Raw genomic sequence first — 18,585 nt, 5'->3', positions numbered from 1 at the left:
TCAGCCCGCGATGCTGGCCAGATCGGCCGCGCTCAACCAGCGCCACTGGCCTGGTGCCAGATCATCGGGCAGGCGCAAACCTCCGATTTGCGAGCGGTGCAAGGCCTCCACCCGGTTGCTGACGGCGGCCACCATGCGCTTGACCTGGTGGTATTTGCCCTCGGTCAGGGTCAGGCGCAGGTGGTGGCTGGATACCGCCTCGGCGGCAGCGGCGCGCACTGGTTTGGGGTCGTCGTCGAGCACCACGCCGGCCAGCAGCCGGGCCACCTGGGTGTCGTCGAGCGGGTGCTTGACCGTGACCTCATAGACCTTGGGCACGTGGTGACGGGGCGAATTCATGCGGTGGATGAACTGGCCGTCGTCGGTGAGCAGCAGCAGCCCGGTGGTGTCCTGATCCAGGCGGCCAACTGCCTGCACGCCTTGCACCGCGCCCTTTTGCGGGCGCAGGCGCAGGGCAGACGGCAGCAGGGTGTAAACGCTGGGGTAGGTGGAGGGCTTCTGGGAGCACTCGGTGGCGCTGGGTTTGTGCAGCATGACGTAGGCCTTTTCATGGTAAGGCCAGTCCACGCCCTGAACCCGCAAGCGCAAACCTTCCGCTATAAATTCAGTAGCTGCTTGCGTATATATGACGGGGGCTAGAGCCTGATTTGACTCATAAACACCGACCAATCCCTGCTGAATCATGCCGGCGCACACGCGCCGGGTACCAAAGCCCTGGGAATAAAGAATGTCTTGTAACTGCATGGACAGAGTATCGCAAAGCCGGCGTTGAAATGTCCTCAGTGCGGACCCACGGCGGCCTTAGAGCACACCGAAATCATCAAATCAGGCGCGCGGCTTCGCGCGCCGCCACCAGCCCTTCGTCGGTTGGCACCACCCACACCTGTACCCGGCTCTGTGGCGCATGGATGGCCATGATCTCGTTGCCGACAGCCTGTTGGTTCAGCAGTGGGTCGATCACGACACCCAGCCAGGCCAGGCGCTGGCCCAACTGTGCCCGCAGCTCAATGTCATGTTCGCCAATGCCGCCGCTGAAGGCCAACACGTCCAGCCCGCCCAGACAAGCGATCAGCGCGCCCGATTCGCGCACCGCCCGATAGGTGAACAATTCAATCGCCGCAAGCGCTGCCGCACTGCTGTCCGCGCGCAGGCGTCGCATGTCGGCGCTGATGCCGGACACGCCAAGCAAGCCGCTTTGCTTGTAGAGCAGGGTTTCCAGCCGGTCGTGGTCCCAGCCTTGCTCCATCAGGTAGAGCAGCACGCCGGGGTCGATGGAGCCGGTGCGGGTGCCCATCATCAAACCATCGAGCGCCGAAAACCCCATGCTGGTGGAGCAGCTGCGCCCGCCGCGCGCCGCACACAGGCTGGCACCGTTGCCCAGATGCGCCATCAGCACGCGACCCTTGGCCTGTTCGCTGCGCTCCAGCAGCACGCTCATGACGTACTGGTACGAGAGGCCATGAAAGCCATAGCGGCGTACGCCTTGCTCTGTCAGCGCCTGTGGCAAGGCATAGGTGTAATCCACTTCAGGCAGGGTGGCATGAAAGGCGGTGTCAAAGCAGGCCACTTGCGGCAGGCTCGGAAAGGCCTTTTGAAAGGCCCGAATGCCTTGCAGATTTTGCGGCTGGTGCAGCGGCGCCAGCGAAATCAAGTCGGTCAGCTCGTTCAAGATGGGGGCCGTGATCCGCACGCTGGCCGAAAATTTTCGTCCGCCATGCACCACCCGGTGGGCAATCGCCTTGATCGTGGGAACGGCAGGATCGCCTTGCAGCAAGTCGCCCAGGCTGCGCAGGGCCTGATCAAACGGATCGGCCGCGCGCTCAAGCTGGCGATGTTGTGCCCGGCCCTGAAAGGTCCAGTCCAGCACCGGCGCGCCACCGGGCTCCAGGCCCTGAATGCTGCCGGTGAGCACGCTGCGCTGCACGTGGCCGTCATACAAGGGATGGATCGAAAACTTGAGGGTGGAAGAACCCGCGTTGACAGAAAGTATGGCCATGTGATTCTCCTTACCAGACCTGGCGCGGCTGGTTGCGCCGTGCGTTATTGGCAGCTAATTGGGCTAGCAGCGCCGACGCTACCCGGTTCATGGGGCCGTCGGCGCGGCTGGTCAGGGCAATGGGCACGCGCGCGCCCAGCACCAGGCCCGAGCCGGAGGCACCGGCCAGATACTCCAACTGTTTGGCCAGCATATTGCCCGATTCCAGATCGGGCACGGCCATGATGTCGGCCTGCCCCGCAACCGGGGAGTCAATGTTCTTGATCTGCGCGGCGTGGGCTGAAATCGCGTTGTCAAAGGCCAGCGGACCGTCCAGTATGCCGCCGGTGATCTGGCCGCGATCGGCCATCTTGCACAGCGCGGCGGCGTCCAGTGTGGACGGGATGTTGGGGCTGACGGTTTCCACCGCCGACAGAATCGCGACCTTGGGGATTGCCACCCCCATGATGCGGGCGAAGTCGATTGCGTTTTGAATGATGTCCATTTTTTCGGGCAGAGTGGGGCGAATGTTGAGCGCGGCGTCGGTGATCAGCAGCGGCTTGGGGTAAAGCGGTATGTCAAAGCGAAAGACGTGCGACATGCGCCGCCCGGTGCGCAACTCGGGCCGGGCCAGCACGGCGTGAATCAGCTCATCGGTGTGCAAACCACCCTTCATCAACACCTCGACTTCGCCCTTGGCGGCCATTTCTGCGGCCTTGTCGGCGCCGGCATGGCTGTGCGGCACCGAGATGATCTCGACACCACCCAAGTCAATGCCCGCCTGCTCGGCCACGCGGCGGATGCGCAGCTCGGGGCCAATCAGCACCGGCACGATCAAGCCATGGCTGGCCGAGTCCATGGCGCCGCTGAGCGAGCCCTCGTCGCACGGATGCACCACGGCGCAGCGCACGGCGGGCATGCCCTTGCCCAAGGCCAACAACTCATTAAAACGGGCTTGCGGGTCATGCAACTGGATTTGTGGCAGATTGACGCGCGGCAGGCGCACCTTTTTGGTTGGCGCCAGCACCCGCGCCGTGCCGTACAGCACCCGCACGCCTTTCTGATTCAGTACCTGGCAATCGAGTTCGACACTCTTATGGAGGTCACTTTTGCTCACCACCTTGACCATCACCGTGAGCGTGTCGCCGACACGAACCGGTTGAACAAAATGCAGTACCTGCTCTTGGTAAATGGTGCCCGGGCCCGGAAACTGTGTTCCCAGCAGAGCTGAAATCAAGGCGCCGCCCCACATGCCGTGAGCAATCACACCGTGGAACAAGGTGTCATTGGCATATTCGGCATTCAGATGGGCCGGGTTGGTGTCGCCTGATACGGCGGCAAAGGCCTGGATGTCGGCCACCGTCAGGGTGCGCAACAGGCGGGCGCTTTGCCCCAGTGTTATTTCGTCAAAAGTGACGTTTTCAATCAAATCAGTGTGCGGTGAAAAATTCATGGTTGGTTTAACGTGGCGGGGAAAAAAGACTTGGGACCGGGCAATAGAAGGGTTGAGTCACGCGACGGCGTGGCGATTGGCGTGGCGGGCGTAGACCTCAGGACTGGCCAAACAGGCGTGCCAGGTTAATGCCGTCCACACCGGGTTTGAAGCCTCTGCGCTCCAACTGCTGCTCGGCCTGGACCATGATCTGGCGAGTGACCGTGACGCCGGTATCGTCGACATAGCGCTTTTCGACACCGTAGCGCATGACCAGCAGGCCGCGCAACTCTTCGCGTTGGTGCGCCGCGCGGTGCTCCGGGCTGGTGCTGGCGTGTGCTGCCTCGGCGTGCCCGGATGTGACTCGCCGCTCGTGCACGGCCGTCGGCGCGTGGTGTTCGCTCATCAAGCCGGCCACGTCGTTATCGTTTGCCAACGATACCCCCAGGGCGATGGCCAAGCGGGCAATGCGTGCATTGAGCGACTCGATGGATGCCTCCATTTGACGCAGACGCTCAAGTTGTGCTTCGTCCGGAGCGAGGGAGTCAGTCGGCATAGCGCGCCATCACGTAGTCCCCAGGCGCGTCGCCCAACACAGTGGCCGGGTTGATGGCGGGCGGCGGCACCGGCTTGCCGGAGCGCTCCTGCAACCAGCGATGCATGGCCTCCCACCATGAACCCTCGAACAAAGGCGCATGCGCCGCCCAGTCATCAGGTTCGGTCCAGGCGTGACCTTTTTCCATGCAGTCCATCTGGTAACTGCGCCCTCGATGTCCGGGCTCGGACACAATGCCCGCGTTGTGGCCTCCTGCCGCCAGAATGAAAGTGGTCTGGGTGTCGGTGAGCAGATGAATCTTGTAAACCGACTGCCAGGGCGACACGTGGTCGCGCTGGGTGCCCACCACCAGCAGCGGCGCACGGATATCCATCAGGGCGACCCCGACCCCGGCCACGCGGTAGTTGCCAGTGGCCAGCGCGTTATTGAGGAATAGCGAGGACAGGTACTCGTTGTGCATGCGCTCGGGCAGACGTGTGACGTCGGCGTTCCAGCTCATCATGTCGTTGCCCACCTCGTCCTGGCCCAACAGGTAGCGCCGCGTATTGCGGGACCAGACCAGATCGCGCGAATTCAAGAACTGGAACGATCCGGCCATCTGCCTGCCCGAGAGGTAACCGGTGCGCGCCATTGACTCGCGCAGGGTCTTGAGCTGATCGTCGTCAATGAAAACGCCCAGCTCGCCCGGCTCGCTGAAGTCGGTTTGCGCCGCCAGCAGCGTCACGCTGGCCAGCTCGGGCATGGTGTCGAGCGCGACCGCATCTTCCCGTCGACGGTGCTGATTTTTGCCTTGCCCGCGCCGGTGCGACTGCGGCTGGCGAGCACCCAGTGCCGCCGCCACAATAGCCAGAAAAGTCCCGCCCAGGCAATAGCCCAAGGCATGAATACGGGGCGCGCCAGTGAGCGACTTCACCGCCGCCATGGCCTCCATCACACCTAGCTGCAGGTAGTCCTGCATACCCAGTTCGCGGTCGGATGCATCCGGGTTGCGCCACGAGATCATGAACACGGTGTGCCCTTGCCCGACCAGATAACGCACCATCGAATTGCCGGGCGACAAGTCCAGGATGTAGTACTTCATGATGCAGGACGGCACAATCAGCAGTGGCTCGGGGTAGACGCCAGCGGTCGTTGGCGTGTACTGGATCAGCTCAATCAGATGATTGCGAAACACCACCTTGCCCGGCGTGACGGCGACGTCCTGGCCGACCTTGAATGGCAACGGTTTGAGCGCGGTGCGGGACGCGCCACCGGTGTGCTGGCTTCGCTCCAGCAGGTCCAGGGCCAAATGCTGGTAGCCCTTGAGCCAGCTCTGTCCCAGTGATTCCTTGCCCTTCTTGATCGCTTCGGGGTTGGTGACGGGCAGGTTGGAGGGCGACAGCGCATCGAGCCCCTGCCGGTTAAAAAAATCAACCACATGGCGGTGATGGCTCGACACCCCCTCGACCTGGCTTGCCTCGTGCCACCAGGAACTGGTGGCTTTGAAGCTTTCTTTGAGCACATTGAAAGGCCAGTGGCGCCAGCCCGGATCACTGAAGCGCGGGTCATCGACTGGCGCTGGCTGGGACGCGTCATCGGACGCGAGTTGCTCCTGCCAAGGGCTGCTGAGTGCTTGTTGCGACAGTGCCAGCGCCCGCTGTGCCAGCAGCATCTGTTGCCCTGGCGACGTGGCCAGATGCATGGCCCAGTCGGCGTAAGCCAGGGCCAGGGAAATCGGTGACAAACCCAGGTTGACCTTGGCCAGTTGTGAGTGAAACGCTTCATCAAGCGCCTGGGCGGCAGCCAGCTGCCGTTCAGTCGGCGGCGGGAGTGGAATCGATTTTTTCATGACAACACCTGACTTCAGTGAAACCTTGTGTCGGATTATGCAGGGTAAACCCTAATCTTGACGGTGGAGCCGGGGAGCAAATTTAGAGACATCAGTGCCAAAGAATGTTTGTATTTTCCATGTGTGATGGGAGCGTGCTGGCAACCGTCGATCCGTGCGTTTTGAACAATACTCCTGAATAAGGAGCTGTCAAGGTATATTACACGGGGTCTACAGCCTGATTTTGTATAAATCTTCAGACATTCCCGGTGCCTGTCTAGAGCATTTTCTCCAGAAAAGCTCGGGTGCGGGGATGCCTTGGTGCCGCAAACAGCTCGCGCGCCGGGCGCGCTTCGACGATGGTCCCGCCGTCCATGAAGACGACGCGGCCGGCAACTTCACGGGCGAATGCCATTTCATGCGTGACGACAATCATCGTCATGTGCTCCTCGGCCAACGCGCGCATGGTGTTCAGCACTTCACCGGTGAGCTCAGGATCCAGCGCCGAGGTTGGCTCATCGAACAGCATGATGTCGGGCTCCATCGCCAGGGCCCGCGCGATGGCCACGCGCTGCTTCTGGCCGCCAGACAGGCGCGAGGGATAACTGTTGCGCTTGTCGAACAGTCCGACCTTGCGTAAGAGCGCCTCGGCCTTGGGCACGATGTCATCCAGGCGCGCCGTCTTCACCGTCAGCGGCGCCTCGATGAGGTTTTGCAGGACGGTCAAATGGGGAAACAAGTTGAAGTGCTGAAAGACCATGCCCATCTTGCGACAGACGCGGCGGATGTCGGCTTCCGGCACGTATTTGCAGTGGCCCTGGGCATCGGTTGCCACCAGCGACTCGCCCTCGATCTCTATGCTGCCGCGGTGGATGGTCTCCAGATGGATCAAGCAGCGCAGGAAGGTGCTCTTGCCCGATCCCGACGGACCGATGACGGCGAGCACCTCGCCCTTGTCGACGTCCAGCGAAACCCCCTTGAGCACTTCCACCGGGCCGAAACGCTTGTGCACATCGACGGCGCGAATCATCGGACTAGTCATCATAAACAGCGTATTTCTTTTCCAGACGCTGGAAGCCGTAGGTCAGCACCAGGGTCATGAACAGATAAAAGGCGGCCGCCACCACAAACGGCATTGTCGTGAAATCGCGCTGAACAATGCCGCGTGCCGCGCGCAGCAGATCATTCATGGCCAGCACATAGATCAGCGAGGTGTCCTTGACCAGCGTGATGGTCTCGTTGCTCATGGGTGGCAAGATACGTTTGAGCACTTGCGGCAGCACGATGCGGCGCATGGTCTGGGGATAGCTCAGTCCCAGTACCTGGGCGCCTTCGTACTGACCCCGGTCAATCGACTGGATGCCGGCGCGGAAGATCTCCGCAAAATAGGCGGAGTAGTTCAGCACAAAGGCGAGGATCGCCGACGGAAAGTCAGGCAGACGCACACCAACGACCGGAATGAAGGGCAGGGCAAAGTAGATGAACAGCATCTGCAGCATCAGCGGCGTGCCGCGCATCAGCCAGATATAGCCGTTGACCAGGCTACTCAGAAAGCGAAAGCGTGAAATTCTGAGCAAGGCCAGGCCCAGACCGAGCGGCACCGCGAGCACCAGCGTGATCAGGAAGACCTGAAGCGTGATGCCACTGCCCTGCAACAGGGGCGGCAAGATGTCGGCTAGGTAGTTCATGGAAAGGTTTCAGAGCCCGGAAACAAGAATCCGGCCGGGCAGACGCACAGCGCGCCTGCCGGATGGCCGGATGACTGGTGGCAGTCCCGGGACTTGACCGGCTTATTTCTTGACGATGTCCTTGCCAAACCATTGGGTCGAAATCTTGGCGGCGGTGCCATCGGCCTTCATGTCGTCCAGCGCCTTGTTCAACCTGGCCGACAGCTCGGTGTCGCTCTTGCGCGTGCCGACGCCGTAGTCTTCGGTGCCGAAATTGTCCTCCAGCACACGGTACTCGCCCGGTTTCTTGCCGGTGTAATAGCGGCCGACGATTTCATCCACCACCAGCGCATCCAGGCGCCCGGCAGAGAGATCCATCAGCGCCGTGACGTTGTCGCCGAACTTCTTGAGTTCCTTGATCGACTTGGCTGTTGCAGCGTCCTTTTGAATGGCTTCAACGGCGCTGCTGCCATCCTGCACACCAACGACCGCGCCGGCCAGTTGCGCCTTGGTCGCGATCGGCGATTTTTCGGTCACCACGATGATCTGGCGGTTTTCGAGGTAGGGCTTGGTAAACAGGATGTTGGCCTTGCGCTCTTCGGTGATCGTCAGGCCGTTCCACAACACGTCGATGCGGTTGCCATTGAGCTCGGCTTCCTTGGCGTTCCAGTCGATGGGCTTGAAATTCACCGCCACACCGAGGCGCTTGCCCGCCTCTTTGGCCAGATCGATGTCAAAGCCAATCAGCTCATTCTTGTCATCCCGAAAACCCATCGGCGGGAAATTGTCATCCAGACCGATAACAATCGCTTTGGCTGGTGCCGGGGCTGCGGGGGCTTCCTTCTTGCCGCAACCAGTCAACACAATCGCACCCATCAGGCCAGCCATCAACCACAAAACGTGTTTTTTCATTTATTTTCCAATTGTGAAAGGTTTGTGCCTTCTCAAGGTGCATCAAGCAGCAGGCCCTGCAGCCGCCCGTCGAGAGTCCGTGCCTCCCCTTGTTCAAGCCGTCTGATTTTAGCTGGAACCCGGGGCCGCTTTTAGCCGCCGGCAGGCCTGCTCATTCAGGCAAGAAAAAACCCGCTCTTCAGTGGAGAAGGCGGGTTTTAGAAGAGTTTCCACCGGTAAAGTGGTGCCGATTGTCGGATTCGAACTGACGACCTACCGCTTACAAGGCGGTTGCTCTACCAACTGAGCTAAATCGGCATTTTTGTATTTTACTGGACTCATCCTGGATTTCAGGAGCGAGCCACCTTTATTTCACCCGTGTCAGTGCCGGTCTGGCGCCGGGGGTCGGGGGTTGGGGTGGATTCGGATTTTTGCCCGTCTCATCGTTTGGCTGCTCCGACTCGACGCTCGCCAATTGAACCGGCGCAAGTGGCCGCTCGCTTGTGTCATCGCGGGCTGGCACAGAAACCAGGCTTTTTGCGGCCGATGCAGCGGCCTTAACCGGTTGAGGGGTGCTCAATGGGAAAGCCATACCTTGCCCGTTCTCCCGCGCGTAAATGGCGCTGACTTGGTGAACCGGCACGACGATTTCACGTGCCGTTCCGCCAAAGCGCGCTTTGAACTCAATGAAGTCATTGCCGAGTTGCAGCGAACTCGTGGCATCAAGGCTGAGGTTAAGCACAATCTGCCCGTCTTTCACGTACTCGCGCGGAACCCGCACACTGTCGTCCACAGCCACGGCAAGATAGGGCGTGAACCCATTGTCGGTACACCACTCGTACAAAGCCCGAATAAGATAGGGACGAGTGGAGGGGGCGTCAGTGGCGTCAATCATGGGGCTTTGGACAGGCGCTTATTTGCGCATGACTTTCTCGGAAGGCGTCAACGCTTCAATATAGGCTGGGCGTGAAAAAATGCGCTCGGCATATTTGAGCAAGGGCGCTGCATTTTTACTGAGATCAATGCCGTAGTAATCCAGACGCCACAGCAGCGGGGCAATGGCGACGTCGAGCATCGAGAAACCGTCACCCAACATGTATTTGTTTTTCAGGAAAACCGGCGCCAGTTGGGTCAATCGATCACGAATGTGAGCCCGCGCTTTTTCCAACATCTTCTCGTTGCTCTTGGCCGCGCGTGACTCCAGCGTGGACACATGGACAAACAACTCCTTCTCGAAATTGAGCAGGAACAGCCGGACCCGAGCCCGATCCACGGGGTCGCCGGGCATCAGCTGCGGGTGCGGAAAGCGCTCATCAATGTACTCATTGATGATGTTCGATTCGTACAAAATCAAATCACGCTCCACCAGGATCGGCACCTGGCCGTAGGGATTCATCACACTGATGTCTTCGGGCTTGTTGTACAGATCAACGTCGCGAATCTCAAAGTCCATGCCTTTTTCAAACAGGACAAAACGGCAACGGTGGGAAAAAGGGCAGGTAGTTCCTGAATACAACACCATCATGATGGAAGCTCCTAAAAATCAAAACATAGTTTCATTGCACGCTGACTTGGGTACAAGTCATGCTGAAACTAAAAGGAGTGGGATGCTCAATGCAACCCCACTCCGCAAAACTCAAGTCGCGCCTTATCAGGTGCGACCCAAGTGTCAAACCCGCACTACTTGATATCTTTCCAGTAGGCAGCGTTGAGTCGCCAAGTTAACACGGAGAATACGCCGAGGAACAACAAAACCCAGATGCCGACACGAACCCGTGTATTTTGAACGGGCTCCCCCATCCATTGCAAATAGCTCACCAGGTCGCCCACGGTCTGGTCGTACTGTTGGGCGGTCATGCTGCCGGGCTTGAGCTGCTCCCAGCCCTTGAACACTTCCACTGCGTTGCCATGTTCTGTGAGCGTTTCAAAGATGGGGCGACGCTCACCCTGCAACTGCCACAAGACGTGCGGCATGGCCACATTGGGAAACAGCATATTGTTCCAGCCGGTCGGTTTTGTTTCGTCCTTGTAGAACGAGCGCATGTAGGTGTACAGGTAGTCGGCACCACTGCCACCGGCACCCGCGCGGGAGCGGGCGATGACGGTGAGGTCGGGCGGGTTGACGCCAAACCAGGCCTTGGCCTGCTGCGGGTCAATGGCCGCCTTCATCGTGTCGCCGATTTTGGTGTTGGTCACGAGCAGGTTGTCTTTGATCTGCTGCTCGGTCAGGCCGATGTCTGTCAGGCGGTTGTAGCGCATGAACGCCGCTGAATGGCAATTCAGGCAATAGTTGACAAAAATCTTGGCGCCATTTTGCAGCGCTCCCATGTCATTGGTCTTGTTGGGCGCCTTGTCCCAGGCTGGACCGCCGACATTGGCTTGAGCCATTGTGGCCAAGCCAAGTGCCAGCAGCAAGCCGAGAATAATTTTTTGAGTGAAACCCATGGTTTTCATAACTTGTTCTTCCCTTCAATGCGCCGTAAAGGTGACACGATCCGGCACCGGCTTGGGCGTTCCCATACGACTCCACCAAGGCATCAGCATGAAAAAGCCGAAGTAAAACAAGGTTCCGGCTTGAGAGATGCGCCCGCCGATGGCCGATGGCGGTTGTGTGCCCAGGTAACCCAGCACGACAAAATTGATGACGAAAATCAGATACAGGTACTTGTGCCAACTGGGCCGGTAGCGGATCGACTTGACTGCGCAGTTGTCGAGCCAAGGCAGGAAGAACAAAATCACAACCCCGCCGCCCATTGAAACCACGCCCCAGAATTTCGCATCAATGGAGAGCATCATGGCCACGACAACCAACGCCCCGCCAGCAATCAAACCCTTGAACAGAGTGGGCATCTTGCCCTTGACCACAGCGAACACGGCACCAACCACCACACAGGCAATCAGCGCATACATCATCTCGCTGGTGACGGCACGCAGCAAAGTGTAATAGGGTGTGAAGTACCAGACCGGTGCGATGTGCAGAGGCGTCTGGAACGGATTAGCCGGGACGAAGTTGTTGTACTCCAGGAAGTAGCCGCCCATCTCCGGCGCGAAAAAGATGATGGCGGTAAACACCATCAAAAACACGCTGACCGCAAAGATGTCATGCACCGTGTAGTAGGGGTGGAACGGGATGCCGTCCAGCGGGATGCCGTCGGCACCTTTGGTGGCCTTGATCTCGACGCCGTCCGGGTTGTTGGAGCCGACCTCATGCAGGGCAATGATGTGTGCCACCACCAGACCCAGCAAAACCAGCGGCACCGCTATCACGTGAAAGCTGAAGAAGCGGTTCAGCGTGGCGTCTCCCACCACGAAGTCACCGCGAATCAGCAGCGCCAGATCGGGGCCAATGAAGGGGATGGCGGAAAACAAATTGACAATCACCTGGGCGCCCCAGTAGCTCATCTGGCCCCAGGGCAAGAGGTAGCCCATGAAGGCTTCGGCCATCAAGGCCAGGAAAATAGCGCAGCCAAACAGCCAGGTCAGCTCGCGAGGTTTGCGGTAGCTGCCGTAAATCAGGCCGCGGTACATGTGCAGATAGACCACCAGAAAGAACGCTGAGGCCCCGGTGGAATGCATGTAGCGAATCAGCCAGCCCCAGGGCACATCGCGCATGATGTATTCGACCGAGCCGAAGGCCAGGGCTGCATCGGGCTTGTAGTGCATGGTCAGGAAAATACCGGTGACAATTTGAATCACCAGCACCAGCAGCGAGAGCACACCAAAAACGTACCAGATGTTGAAATTCTTCGGCGCGTAATACTCGCTCATATGCTCTTTGAAGAGCTTGGACAGCGGGAACCGGTTGTCGATCCAGTTCAGCAGCTTTTCACCGGCGGCGGCATTGGGGGAAATTTCGTGGAATTCAGCCATGATGTGTACCTTTAGGCCTTCTTGTCGTCGCCAATGAGCAACCGGGTGTCAGAGAGATAGACGTGGGGTGGCACTTCGAGGTTGTCCGGCGCCGGCTTGTTCTTGAAGACCCGGCCGGCCAGATCGAATGTTGAGCCGTGGCAGGGGCAGAAAAATCCGCCTTGCCAGTCGTCCGGTAGCGAGGGCTGTGCACCCGCCTGGAATTTGTCAGAGGGCGAGCAGCCCAGGTGGGTGCAAATGCCCACCGCTACAAAATACTCCGGTTTGATCGAGCGGGTGGCGTTGCGCGCGTAGGCGGGGGCCTGCTCGGCGGGCTTGCGTTCGGATTTGGGGTCGGCCAACTGGGGGTCCAGCGTGGACAGTGCCGCCAGTTGTTCCGGGGTGCGACGCAGGATCCACACCGGCTTACCGCGCCACTCCACGGTCATCTTCTCACCCGGTTTTAGCGCAGAGATGTCTGCCTCTACGGCTGCACCCGCTGCTTTGGCTTTTTCAGACGGCTGAAAACTGCTGACAAAAGGAACGACTGCGGCAATGCCGCCGACGGCGCCGGCGCAACTGGTGGCGATCAGCCAAGTACGCTTGCTGTCGTCAACATTGCCGCTATGGGCAAGGGTTTCACTCATGGGAATCCTCAAGAAAAACAACACTAGGGAGGGGGGTATGCAACTTTGGATTGTAGCTGACGGCTTATTGCCGGCTGAACCGGCGGCGCTTGCGTTTGCAGCTTGCGCAAGCAGCCGATTTGATTCAGGATTTGGACTTTTGGTTATCAACAGGAGTTAAAAAATGGCAATGATGCAAGAGTTCAAGGAGTTTGCCGTCAAAGGCAATGTGATGGATCTCGCCGTCGGCGTGATTATTGGTGGCGCTTTCGGCAAGATTGTCGAATCCGTGGTGGGCGATCTGGTGATGCCGGTGGTCGGTGCGATCATCGGAAAACTGGATTTTTCCAATCTTTTCGTGGCACTTCGGCAGGCGCCGGAAGGCACCGCGATGACCCTGGACGCGCTGAAAAAGGCCGGCGTTCCGGTCCTGGCCTACGGCAACTTCATCACGGTGGCGGTTAACTTTGCCATTTTGGCGTTCATCATCTTCCTGATGGTCAAGCAGATCAACCGGCTTAAGAGAAGTGCACCGCCGCCGCCCGCTCCCGCCCCAGCGCCAGCCGAAGATGTTTTGTTGTTGCGTGAAATCCGGGACAGCCTGAGAAAATAGGCCTGCTATTGTATTAATAGCAAATTACGCTTATTGGGCGGGGGCTAGCGGCCAATTTTCTATAAATTTTGCAGCTGACTCAGACGCCGTGCCATGACGATGGCCGCCAGCAGGCTGGATGCGTCCGCCTGACCGGTACCCGCAATGTCGAACGCCGTGCCGTGGTCCGGGCTGGTGCGCACCAGCGGCAACCCGAGCGTCACATTGACGCCCTGCTCGACGCCCAGGTATTTCACCGGGATCAAGCCCTGGTCGTGGTACATCGCCAGCACCGCATCAAATTCACCCGGCTGGCCCGGTTTGGCGCGCGCGCGCATGAACACGGTATCGGGCGCGAACGGGCCGCTGACCTGCAACCCCAAAGCGCTTGCCGCCGCAATGGCGGGCGCGATGATGTCAATTTCTTCACGGCCAAACAGCCCACCTTCACCGGCATGGGGGTTGAGCCCGGCCACCGCGATACGCGGTGCACGGCCCAAACTGGCGCTCAAGGCCGCATGGGCAATGCGCAGCGTCTGCAACACGTTGTCAAACGTGACGGCCTCAAGCGCGTCGCGCAAGGACACATGAATGCTCACCAGCACCACGCGCAACTCATCATTGGCCAGCATCATGCGAACCGGCATCTCCGCCAGCGCCTTGTGCGTATGCGCCGCCGCCAGCGCTTGCAGCATTTCGGTGTGCCCCGGATAGTGGGTGCCGGGCGTGCCCGCGAGCGCCAGTGCTTCCTTGTTCAATGGCGCCGTGACCAGTGCGGCAATTTCACCACGTAAAGCGGCTTGCGCGGCCCAGGTCACGCACTCGGCGGCCAGTTTTCCCGCCTCGGCGCTCAGGCGGCCAAACGGCACCGGCTCGGCCAGAGCCCCGATCTGCAGCACCGGCAGGCAGCGCGGCGGCACGTTGAGGGCCTCGGCTGGGGACTCGATCAGCGCCACGGGTAGCGGGATGGCGCCGGCGTCGATCAACTTGGTCGCGCGCCGCAGGGTCGCGACATCACCCACCACAAAGCAGCCTCGTGTGAGTTCGGGCGCATCCCGGAACGCCTTGGCAATGATTTCAGGGCCAATGCCGGCGCAATCGCCGAGTGTGATGGCAATGGGTTTTTTCATGGGGCAGGGCGCTTTCAAGCCGGGTTGTCAATGTCAATGAATTCGTGCGCCAGGCCGAACTGGGCCGCCACCTGTGCCGCCACGGCGGGCGCACCATAGCGTTCACTGGCGTGGTGGCCGCAGGCCAGATAGGCCACGCCGCACTCGCGTGCCAAGTGCGCCTGCGGCTCAGAGATCTCGCCGGTGATGAAGGCATCGGCGCCAGCGGCAATGGCAGCTTCAAAATAGTTTTGCCCGCCGCCGCTGCACCACGCAACTTTTTTGATAGCGCTATGTGCAGGTCCGACGAGGGCTACAGGTCGATTCAGTACATATTCAATATGCTGGGCCAGCGTTTCGGCAGAGGCAAAACTGGCAGACGCCATCGGTTCGCCCAGAAACCCCAGTTCCTGTTCGCCAAAGCGCGTCAGCGCGCGCAGACCCAGTTTCAGACCCAGTTGCGCGTTGTTGCCCAGCTCCGCGTGCGCGTCCAGCGGCAGGTGGTAGGCGAACAGGTTGATGTCAGCGGCAAGCAGCAGGGCCAGCCGTGCTTTAAGCCAGCCCGTGATGCGCCCGTCCTGAGCGCGCCAGAATAAACCGTGATGGACAAAAATAGTGTCCGCTTGCGCGGCAATGGCCGCTTCGATCAGGGCCCGACTGGCGGTGACGCCGGAGACGATTTTGCGCACCGTGTCCGTGCCCTCGACCTGCAGGCCGTTTGGGCCGTAGTCGCGAAAGCGCTCGGGTTGTAGCAGGGCGTCAAAGGCTTGCAGTAATTGTGTCCGACGGGTCATGTTGAAAAAGGGTGGCGGGGCTCAAAAGTGCCGGGCTGGCATCAGTCGCTGCATTGTCAATGAATTTTTGCGTCGGCCAGCGGCTGCTCCGCTAAAGCTGAATCAAGGCTGCTGTCGCAGCCCTGGCCGACGGCGATCCAGCGTTGCGCCCAGCGGGCCAGGATCGGTGCCAGTCCAGCAGCCAGCCCGGGCGTCAGGCGCTGCAAGCGCGCCGGCAAAACATGCCGCAAAACAGCGACGGGTTCACACAAGGCGCCACAACGGTATTGACGCACATCGTCTTGCCAGCGTACGGCGATACAGGCGCCGTGACGACGCCCCGACAAAATGACGCCCAGGGGGCAGGGCTCCAGCAGGCAGCATATCCCGCAACCATTGCAGGGCGCGCCCCGCGGCGGCTTGGGCGCTGCGTCGAGGTGAACGAGGATGACCTGGCGATTCTTGAGCATGGAATGGCCGGACTGTACAACGTCCACCATGACAAAGCGCAAGCCTTGATAGTCCTCACAGCTGTTTTGGCGCTGCCTGGAGCCTACAATTTGGCGCTTCATCTCCTGGTTCACCTCATTACTGCAAGGGCGTTCAGCCCGTTTTTCTTATGAAACGTTTCTGGTTGTTGTTTTCGCAAGCGGTCACCGTGGTGCTGGCAGCCTATTTTGTGGTTGGCACACTCAAGCCCGATTGGCTGGCAAGCCGGTCAGCGAGTTCTAGCACCGTGGCCTTGACGGAGGCGCCTGCCAGCAGTCCGGGCGTGGTGCCGCCAGGCAGTTTCAGACTGGCGGCGCAAAAATCTTCTGCGGCGGTGGTCAGCATCAACACCAGCAAGGCAGCCCGGAATGACCCGCGCAACCAGGACCCGTGGTTCAGGTTCTTCTTTGGCGAGCAGGGCAATGAGCCGCAGGTGGGTCTGGGCAGTGGCGTGATTGTGAGTGCCAGTGGCTATATCCTGACCAACAACCATGTGGTCGAGAGTGCCGATGAAATTGAGGTCGTCCTGAACGACAGTCGCCGTGCGCGGGCCAAAGTGGTTGGCACCGACCCGGAGACCGACCTGGCGGTCTTGAAGATAGAACTCGACCGCCTGCCCGCGATTGTGCTGGGCAACTCCGATGCGCTTCAGGTGGGAGACCAGGTGCTGGCGATTGGCAACCCTTTTGGTGTTGGGCAAACCGTCACCAGCGGGATCATCAGTGCGCTCGGGCGCAATCAGTTGGGTATCAACACCTTTGAGAACTTCATCCAGACCGATGCTGCCATCAACCCCGGCAACTCGGGGGGTGCGCTGGTGGATACCAGCGGCAATCTGCTGGGCATCAACACGGCGATCTATTCGCGCTCGGGCGGCAGCATGGGCATTGGTTTCGCCATACCCGTGGCGACCGCCAAACTGGTGCTGGAAGGCATTGTGAAGGATGGGCAGGTCACACGCGGCTGGATTGGCGTGGAGCCCAACGATTTGTCGCCCGAACTGGCTGAAACCTTTGGCGTCAAGGCCAAAGAAGGGGTGATCATCACCGGGGTGCTGCAAGATGGACCAGCGGCGCGAGCCGGCATCAAGCCCGGTGATGTGATTACCCAGGTGGCGGGCAAGCCGGTCGGCAATGTGGCAGATTTACTGAGCAGTGTTGCTGCCTTGAAACCCGGGACAGCGTCCAAATTCAGCGTGCTGCGCCGTGACAGCCAGGTTGAGTTGGCCGTGACGCCCAGTGTGCGGCCCAAACAGCGCCGGCCAGCGCCCTAAATCGGAATCAGACGTTTGCGGCATCGGCCGCGTCGTCTGGTGCTGCCGTGTGCTTGATGAAGACTTTGGCCGAGAAAATGCCGACTTCATACAGCAGGACCATCGGAAGCAGCAAGGCAACCATGGAGACTGGATCGGGCGGTGTGACGAGACCGGCCACCGCTGCCGCACCGACGACAAAGTAAGTACGAAATGACTTCAACTGCGCCACCGTCACGATCCCCATCCGGGCCAGAATCACAACGACGATGGGCACTTCAAAAGCGACACCAAACGCGATGAACATGGTGATGACGAAGTCAAGATAAGCCTCAATGTCAGGACTGACCGCCACCGAGATCGGTGCCATGCGCTGGATCGCTGGAAAGGCTTGCCCGAAGACAAAGAAATAGCAGAACGCCGCACCCATGTAAAAAAGAACGGTGCTTGCCGCCACCAGCGGCAGCACAAGCTTCTTCTCGTGCTTGTAAAGGCCCGGGGCCACAAAGGCCCAGATCTGATAAAGAATCCAGGGCAGGGACAAACCAATGGCCGCCAGCACCGACACCTTGATCGGCACCAAAAACGGCGAGACCACGCCCACCGCGATCATGCGCGAGCCTTCAGGCAGCGCCTTGACCAGCGGCATCGCCAGCAAGTCGTAAAGATGGGAGGGGCCAGGGTAGAAAAGCAGCACCGCCAATACCGCGGCAATGCCATACACCGAGCGCAACAGCCGGTCGCGCAACTCAATCAGATGGGCGACAAACGGTTGTTCAGTGCCGGCGAGTTCATCTGTGTTGTTGACGGGATCAGTCATCAGTTAACTTTATGCGGCCGAAACCGGGCGACGCGAGCGGCACCTGACAGCGCTCGGGTGCGGATGCCGGCGCGGGCTTTGTACCAGTTGGGCGTGGCGCCCTGCTTGACCCGCCATTTTTTGTTCGGGTGCCGGTAGGCCGGGGGTGTGGGAGAAAAATCATTGAACGGTGTGTCGGCGGCCTGCGCGGTGGCGTCGGCCCAGTTTTTCTCGAAATCGGCAGCACTGGTCTGGATGGTGTTGTCCACGTCACGCACCGCGCTTTCAACCGTGTCTTTCATTTTCTTGAGCTCGTCGAGATCCATGGACCGGTTGACTTCGTCCTTGACGTCGGCCACATAGCGCCGCGCCCGTCCCAGCAAGGTGCCGATGGTCTTGGCCAGACCCGGCAGCTTTTCCGGGCCAATCACGATCAGGGCGATGCCACCGATGATGGCCAGCTTGGTGATGCCAATATCAATCACTTACAGATGTCCTGCCGACCTGCCAATGCCAACATCTGGCCCATCAGGCCTTGGTCTTGGCTTCGACATCAATCGTTTCTTTGGCCGCGGTGGCGCTGGAGGCCACCTGCTGCGGCGCAGCGGCCGGTGCGTCGGCGGCTTTGTCCGAGCCCTCTTTCATGCCATCTTTGAAACCCTTGACCGCGCCGCCCAGATCCGAGCCGATGTTGCGGAGCTTTTTGGTACCAAAAATCACAATGATGATGACCAAAAAAATAAGCAGATGTGTTGTCGAAAATCCCAT

At 59.9% G+C, this 18,585-nt stretch carries 21 protein-coding genes and 1 tRNA gene; 2 read left to right on the top strand and 20 right to left on the bottom strand.

Annotation, left to right across the window (positions count from 1 at the left end; translation table 11 throughout):
• The 14 genes from RFER_RS15050 to petA all read right to left on the bottom strand — a co-directional run bounded on the left by RFER_RS15050 (position 1) and on the right by petA (position 12,824).
• On the bottom strand, positions 1 to 744 hold the full coding sequence (locus RFER_RS15050) for a 16S rRNA pseudouridine(516) synthase (RefSeq protein ID WP_011465253.1): 744 nt from the start codon (positions 742 to 744) through the stop codon (positions 1 to 3).
• Positions 745 to 820: 76 nt separating this feature from the next.
• On the bottom strand, positions 821 to 1,996 hold the full coding sequence (locus RFER_RS15045; protein WP_011465252.1) for an acetate/propionate family kinase: 1,176 nt from the start codon (positions 1,994 to 1,996) through the stop codon (positions 821 to 823).
• Between the two features lie 10 nt (positions 1,997 to 2,006).
• On the bottom strand, positions 2,007 to 3,428 hold the full coding sequence (locus RFER_RS15040) for a bifunctional enoyl-CoA hydratase/phosphate acetyltransferase (protein WP_011465251.1): 1,422 nt from the start codon (positions 3,426 to 3,428) through the stop codon (positions 2,007 to 2,009).
• A gap of 97 nt (positions 3,429 to 3,525) precedes the next feature.
• Positions 3,526 to 3,963, bottom strand: a complete 438-nt coding sequence (locus RFER_RS15035; RefSeq protein WP_011465250.1) for a hypothetical protein — start codon at positions 3,961 to 3,963, stop codon at positions 3,526 to 3,528.
• Positions 3,953 to 5,791, bottom strand: a complete 1,839-nt coding sequence (locus tag RFER_RS15030) for a PHA/PHB synthase family protein (RefSeq protein WP_011465249.1) — start codon at positions 5,789 to 5,791, stop codon at positions 3,953 to 3,955. Before RFER_RS15030 ends, RFER_RS15035 begins: the two co-directional genes overlap by 11 nt.
• Before the next feature lie 256 nt (positions 5,792 to 6,047).
• A complete protein-coding gene (locus RFER_RS15025; RefSeq protein WP_011465248.1) occupies positions 6,048 to 6,812 on the bottom strand; it encodes an amino acid ABC transporter ATP-binding protein in 765 nt (254 codons plus the stop codon).
• Complete coding sequence (locus RFER_RS15020; protein ID WP_011465247.1) at positions 6,805 to 7,458, bottom strand: amino acid ABC transporter permease; 654 nt, start codon at positions 7,456 to 7,458, stop codon at positions 6,805 to 6,807. Before RFER_RS15020 ends, RFER_RS15025 begins: the two co-directional genes overlap by 8 nt.
• A 102-nt stretch (positions 7,459 to 7,560) precedes the next feature.
• The gene (locus tag RFER_RS15015) at positions 7,561 to 8,349 is read right to left on the bottom strand and encodes an amino acid ABC transporter substrate-binding protein (RefSeq protein ID WP_011465246.1); all 789 of its coding nucleotides are present in this window, start codon (positions 8,347 to 8,349) and stop codon (positions 7,561 to 7,563) included.
• 221 nt (positions 8,350 to 8,570) lie between these two features.
• Positions 8,571 to 8,646 (bottom strand) — tRNA-Thr (locus tag RFER_RS15010).
• A 49-nt stretch (positions 8,647 to 8,695) separates the two neighbouring features.
• Positions 8,696 to 9,223 carry a ClpXP protease specificity-enhancing factor gene (locus RFER_RS15005; protein ID WP_011465245.1) on the bottom strand — a complete coding sequence of 176 codons (528 nt, stop codon included), beginning with the start codon at positions 9,221 to 9,223 and terminating at the stop codon, positions 8,696 to 8,698.
• Between the two features lie 18 nt (positions 9,224 to 9,241).
• Entirely contained in the window at positions 9,242 to 9,853 is a 612-nt protein-coding gene (locus RFER_RS15000) for a glutathione S-transferase N-terminal domain-containing protein (RefSeq protein WP_011465244.1), read from the bottom strand.
• 155 nt (positions 9,854 to 10,008) lie between these two features.
• On the bottom strand, positions 10,009 to 10,782 hold the full coding sequence (locus tag RFER_RS14995) for a cytochrome c1 (protein ID WP_011465243.1): 774 nt from the start codon (positions 10,780 to 10,782) through the stop codon (positions 10,009 to 10,011).
• Between the two features lie 15 nt (positions 10,783 to 10,797).
• Positions 10,798 to 12,198 carry a cytochrome b gene (locus RFER_RS14990; protein WP_011465242.1) on the bottom strand — a complete coding sequence of 467 codons (1,401 nt, stop codon included), beginning with the start codon at positions 12,196 to 12,198 and terminating at the stop codon, positions 10,798 to 10,800.
• Positions 12,199 to 12,209: 11 nt separating this feature from the next.
• On the bottom strand, positions 12,210 to 12,824 hold the full coding sequence (gene petA, locus RFER_RS14985; RefSeq protein ID WP_011465241.1) for a ubiquinol-cytochrome c reductase iron-sulfur subunit: 615 nt from the start codon (positions 12,822 to 12,824) through the stop codon (positions 12,210 to 12,212).
• A gap of 163 nt (positions 12,825 to 12,987) precedes the next feature.
• On the opposite strand from petA, the gene mscL reads away from it, so the two are divergent.
• On the top strand, positions 12,988 to 13,416 hold the full coding sequence (gene mscL / locus RFER_RS14980) for a large conductance mechanosensitive channel protein MscL (RefSeq protein ID WP_011465240.1): 429 nt from the start codon (positions 12,988 to 12,990) through the stop codon (positions 13,414 to 13,416).
• 59 nt (positions 13,417 to 13,475) lie between these two features.
• Here the strand turns inward: mscL and pdxA are convergent, their stop codons facing one another.
• The 3 genes from pdxA to RFER_RS14965 are packed head-to-tail and all read right to left on the bottom strand — an operon-like array spanning position 13,476 to position 15,849.
• Entirely contained in the window at positions 13,476 to 14,525 is a 1,050-nt protein-coding gene (gene pdxA, locus RFER_RS14975) for a 4-hydroxythreonine-4-phosphate dehydrogenase PdxA (protein ID WP_011465239.1), read from the bottom strand.
• 14 nt (positions 14,526 to 14,539) lie between these two features.
• Entirely contained in the window at positions 14,540 to 15,298 is a 759-nt protein-coding gene (locus RFER_RS14970; protein ID WP_011465238.1) for a Nif3-like dinuclear metal center hexameric protein, read from the bottom strand.
• 56 nt (positions 15,299 to 15,354) lie between these two features.
• On the bottom strand, positions 15,355 to 15,849 hold the full coding sequence (locus RFER_RS14965; RefSeq protein WP_341799096.1) for a hypothetical protein: 495 nt from the start codon (positions 15,847 to 15,849) through the stop codon (positions 15,355 to 15,357).
• A gap of 47 nt (positions 15,850 to 15,896) precedes the next feature.
• On the opposite strand from RFER_RS14965, the gene RFER_RS14960 reads away from it, so the two are divergent.
• The gene (locus RFER_RS14960) at positions 15,897 to 17,039 is read left to right on the top strand and encodes a S1C family serine protease (protein WP_011465236.1); all 1,143 of its coding nucleotides are present in this window, start codon (positions 15,897 to 15,899) and stop codon (positions 17,037 to 17,039) included.
• A gap of 7 nt (positions 17,040 to 17,046) precedes the next feature.
• On the opposite strand, the gene tatC is transcribed toward RFER_RS14960, so the two are convergent.
• Genes tatC through tatA form a run of 3 tightly spaced genes read right to left on the bottom strand, consistent with a single transcriptional unit; the run spans position 17,047 to position 18,585 of the window.
• Positions 17,047 to 17,838 carry a twin-arginine translocase subunit TatC gene (gene tatC / locus RFER_RS14955; protein ID WP_011465235.1) on the bottom strand — a complete coding sequence of 264 codons (792 nt, stop codon included), beginning with the start codon at positions 17,836 to 17,838 and terminating at the stop codon, positions 17,047 to 17,049.
• A complete protein-coding gene (gene tatB / locus RFER_RS14950; RefSeq protein ID WP_011465234.1) occupies positions 17,838 to 18,302 on the bottom strand; it encodes a Sec-independent protein translocase protein TatB in 465 nt (154 codons plus the stop codon). Before tatB ends, tatC begins: the two co-directional genes overlap by 1 nt.
• A gap of 43 nt (positions 18,303 to 18,345) precedes the next feature.
• Entirely contained in the window at positions 18,346 to 18,585 is a 240-nt protein-coding gene (gene tatA, locus RFER_RS14945) for a Sec-independent protein translocase subunit TatA (RefSeq protein ID WP_011465233.1), read from the bottom strand.

This window comes from Rhodoferax ferrireducens T118, assembly GCF_000013605.1.
GTDB classification, from domain to species: domain Bacteria; phylum Pseudomonadota; class Gammaproteobacteria; order Burkholderiales; family Burkholderiaceae_C; genus Rhodoferax; species Rhodoferax ferrireducens.
The sequence above is the reverse complement of the archived record's forward strand: the minus strand, read 5'-3'. Positions and strand labels throughout refer to the sequence as shown.

Excerpts from the sequence above, each read along its gene's own strand:
- RFER_RS15050 (WP_011465253.1), bottom strand. The coding sequence starts at position 744 with ATGCAGTTACAAGACATTCTTTATTCCCAGGGCTTTGGTACCCGGCGC.
- RFER_RS15045 (WP_011465252.1), bottom strand. The coding sequence starts at position 1,996 with ATGGCCATACTTTCTGTCAACGCGGGTTCTTCCACCCTCAAGTTTTCG.
- RFER_RS15040 (WP_011465251.1), bottom strand. The coding sequence starts at position 3,428 with ATGAATTTTTCACCGCACACTGATTTGATTGAAAACGTCACTTTTGAC.
- RFER_RS15035 (WP_011465250.1), bottom strand. The coding sequence starts at position 3,963 with ATGCCGACTGACTCCCTCGCTCCGGACGAAGCACAACTTGAGCGTCTG.
- RFER_RS15030 (WP_011465249.1), bottom strand. The coding sequence starts at position 5,791 with ATGAAAAAATCGATTCCACTCCCGCCGCCGACTGAACGGCAGCTGGCT.
- RFER_RS15025 (WP_011465248.1), bottom strand. The coding sequence starts at position 6,812 with ATGACTAGTCCGATGATTCGCGCCGTCGATGTGCACAAGCGTTTCGGC.
- RFER_RS15020 (WP_011465247.1), bottom strand. The coding sequence starts at position 7,458 with ATGAACTACCTAGCCGACATCTTGCCGCCCCTGTTGCAGGGCAGTGGC.
- RFER_RS15015 (WP_011465246.1), bottom strand. The coding sequence starts at position 8,349 with ATGAAAAAACACGTTTTGTGGTTGATGGCTGGCCTGATGGGTGCGATT.
- RFER_RS15005 (WP_011465245.1), bottom strand. The coding sequence starts at position 9,223 with ATGATTGACGCCACTGACGCCCCCTCCACTCGTCCCTATCTTATTCGG.
- RFER_RS15000 (WP_011465244.1), bottom strand. The coding sequence starts at position 9,853 with ATGATGGTGTTGTATTCAGGAACTACCTGCCCTTTTTCCCACCGTTGC.
- RFER_RS14995 (WP_011465243.1), bottom strand. The coding sequence starts at position 10,782 with ATGAAAACCATGGGTTTCACTCAAAAAATTATTCTCGGCTTGCTGCTG.
- RFER_RS14990 (WP_011465242.1), bottom strand. The coding sequence starts at position 12,198 with ATGGCTGAATTCCACGAAATTTCCCCCAATGCCGCCGCCGGTGAAAAG.
- petA (WP_011465241.1), bottom strand. The coding sequence starts at position 12,824 with ATGAGTGAAACCCTTGCCCATAGCGGCAATGTTGACGACAGCAAGCGT.
- mscL (WP_011465240.1), top strand. The coding sequence starts at position 12,988 with ATGGCAATGATGCAAGAGTTCAAGGAGTTTGCCGTCAAAGGCAATGTG.
- pdxA (WP_011465239.1), bottom strand. The coding sequence starts at position 14,525 with ATGAAAAAACCCATTGCCATCACACTCGGCGATTGCGCCGGCATTGGC.
- RFER_RS14970 (WP_011465238.1), bottom strand. The coding sequence starts at position 15,298 with ATGACCCGTCGGACACAATTACTGCAAGCCTTTGACGCCCTGCTACAA.
- RFER_RS14965 (WP_341799096.1), bottom strand. The coding sequence starts at position 15,849 with ATGAAGCGCCAAATTGTAGGCTCCAGGCAGCGCCAAAACAGCTGTGAG.
- RFER_RS14960 (WP_011465236.1), top strand. The coding sequence starts at position 15,897 with ATGAAACGTTTCTGGTTGTTGTTTTCGCAAGCGGTCACCGTGGTGCTG.
- tatC (WP_011465235.1), bottom strand. The coding sequence starts at position 17,838 with ATGACTGATCCCGTCAACAACACAGATGAACTCGCCGGCACTGAACAA.
- tatA (WP_011465233.1), bottom strand. The coding sequence starts at position 18,585 with ATGGGATTTTCGACAACACATCTGCTTATTTTTTTGGTCATCATCATT.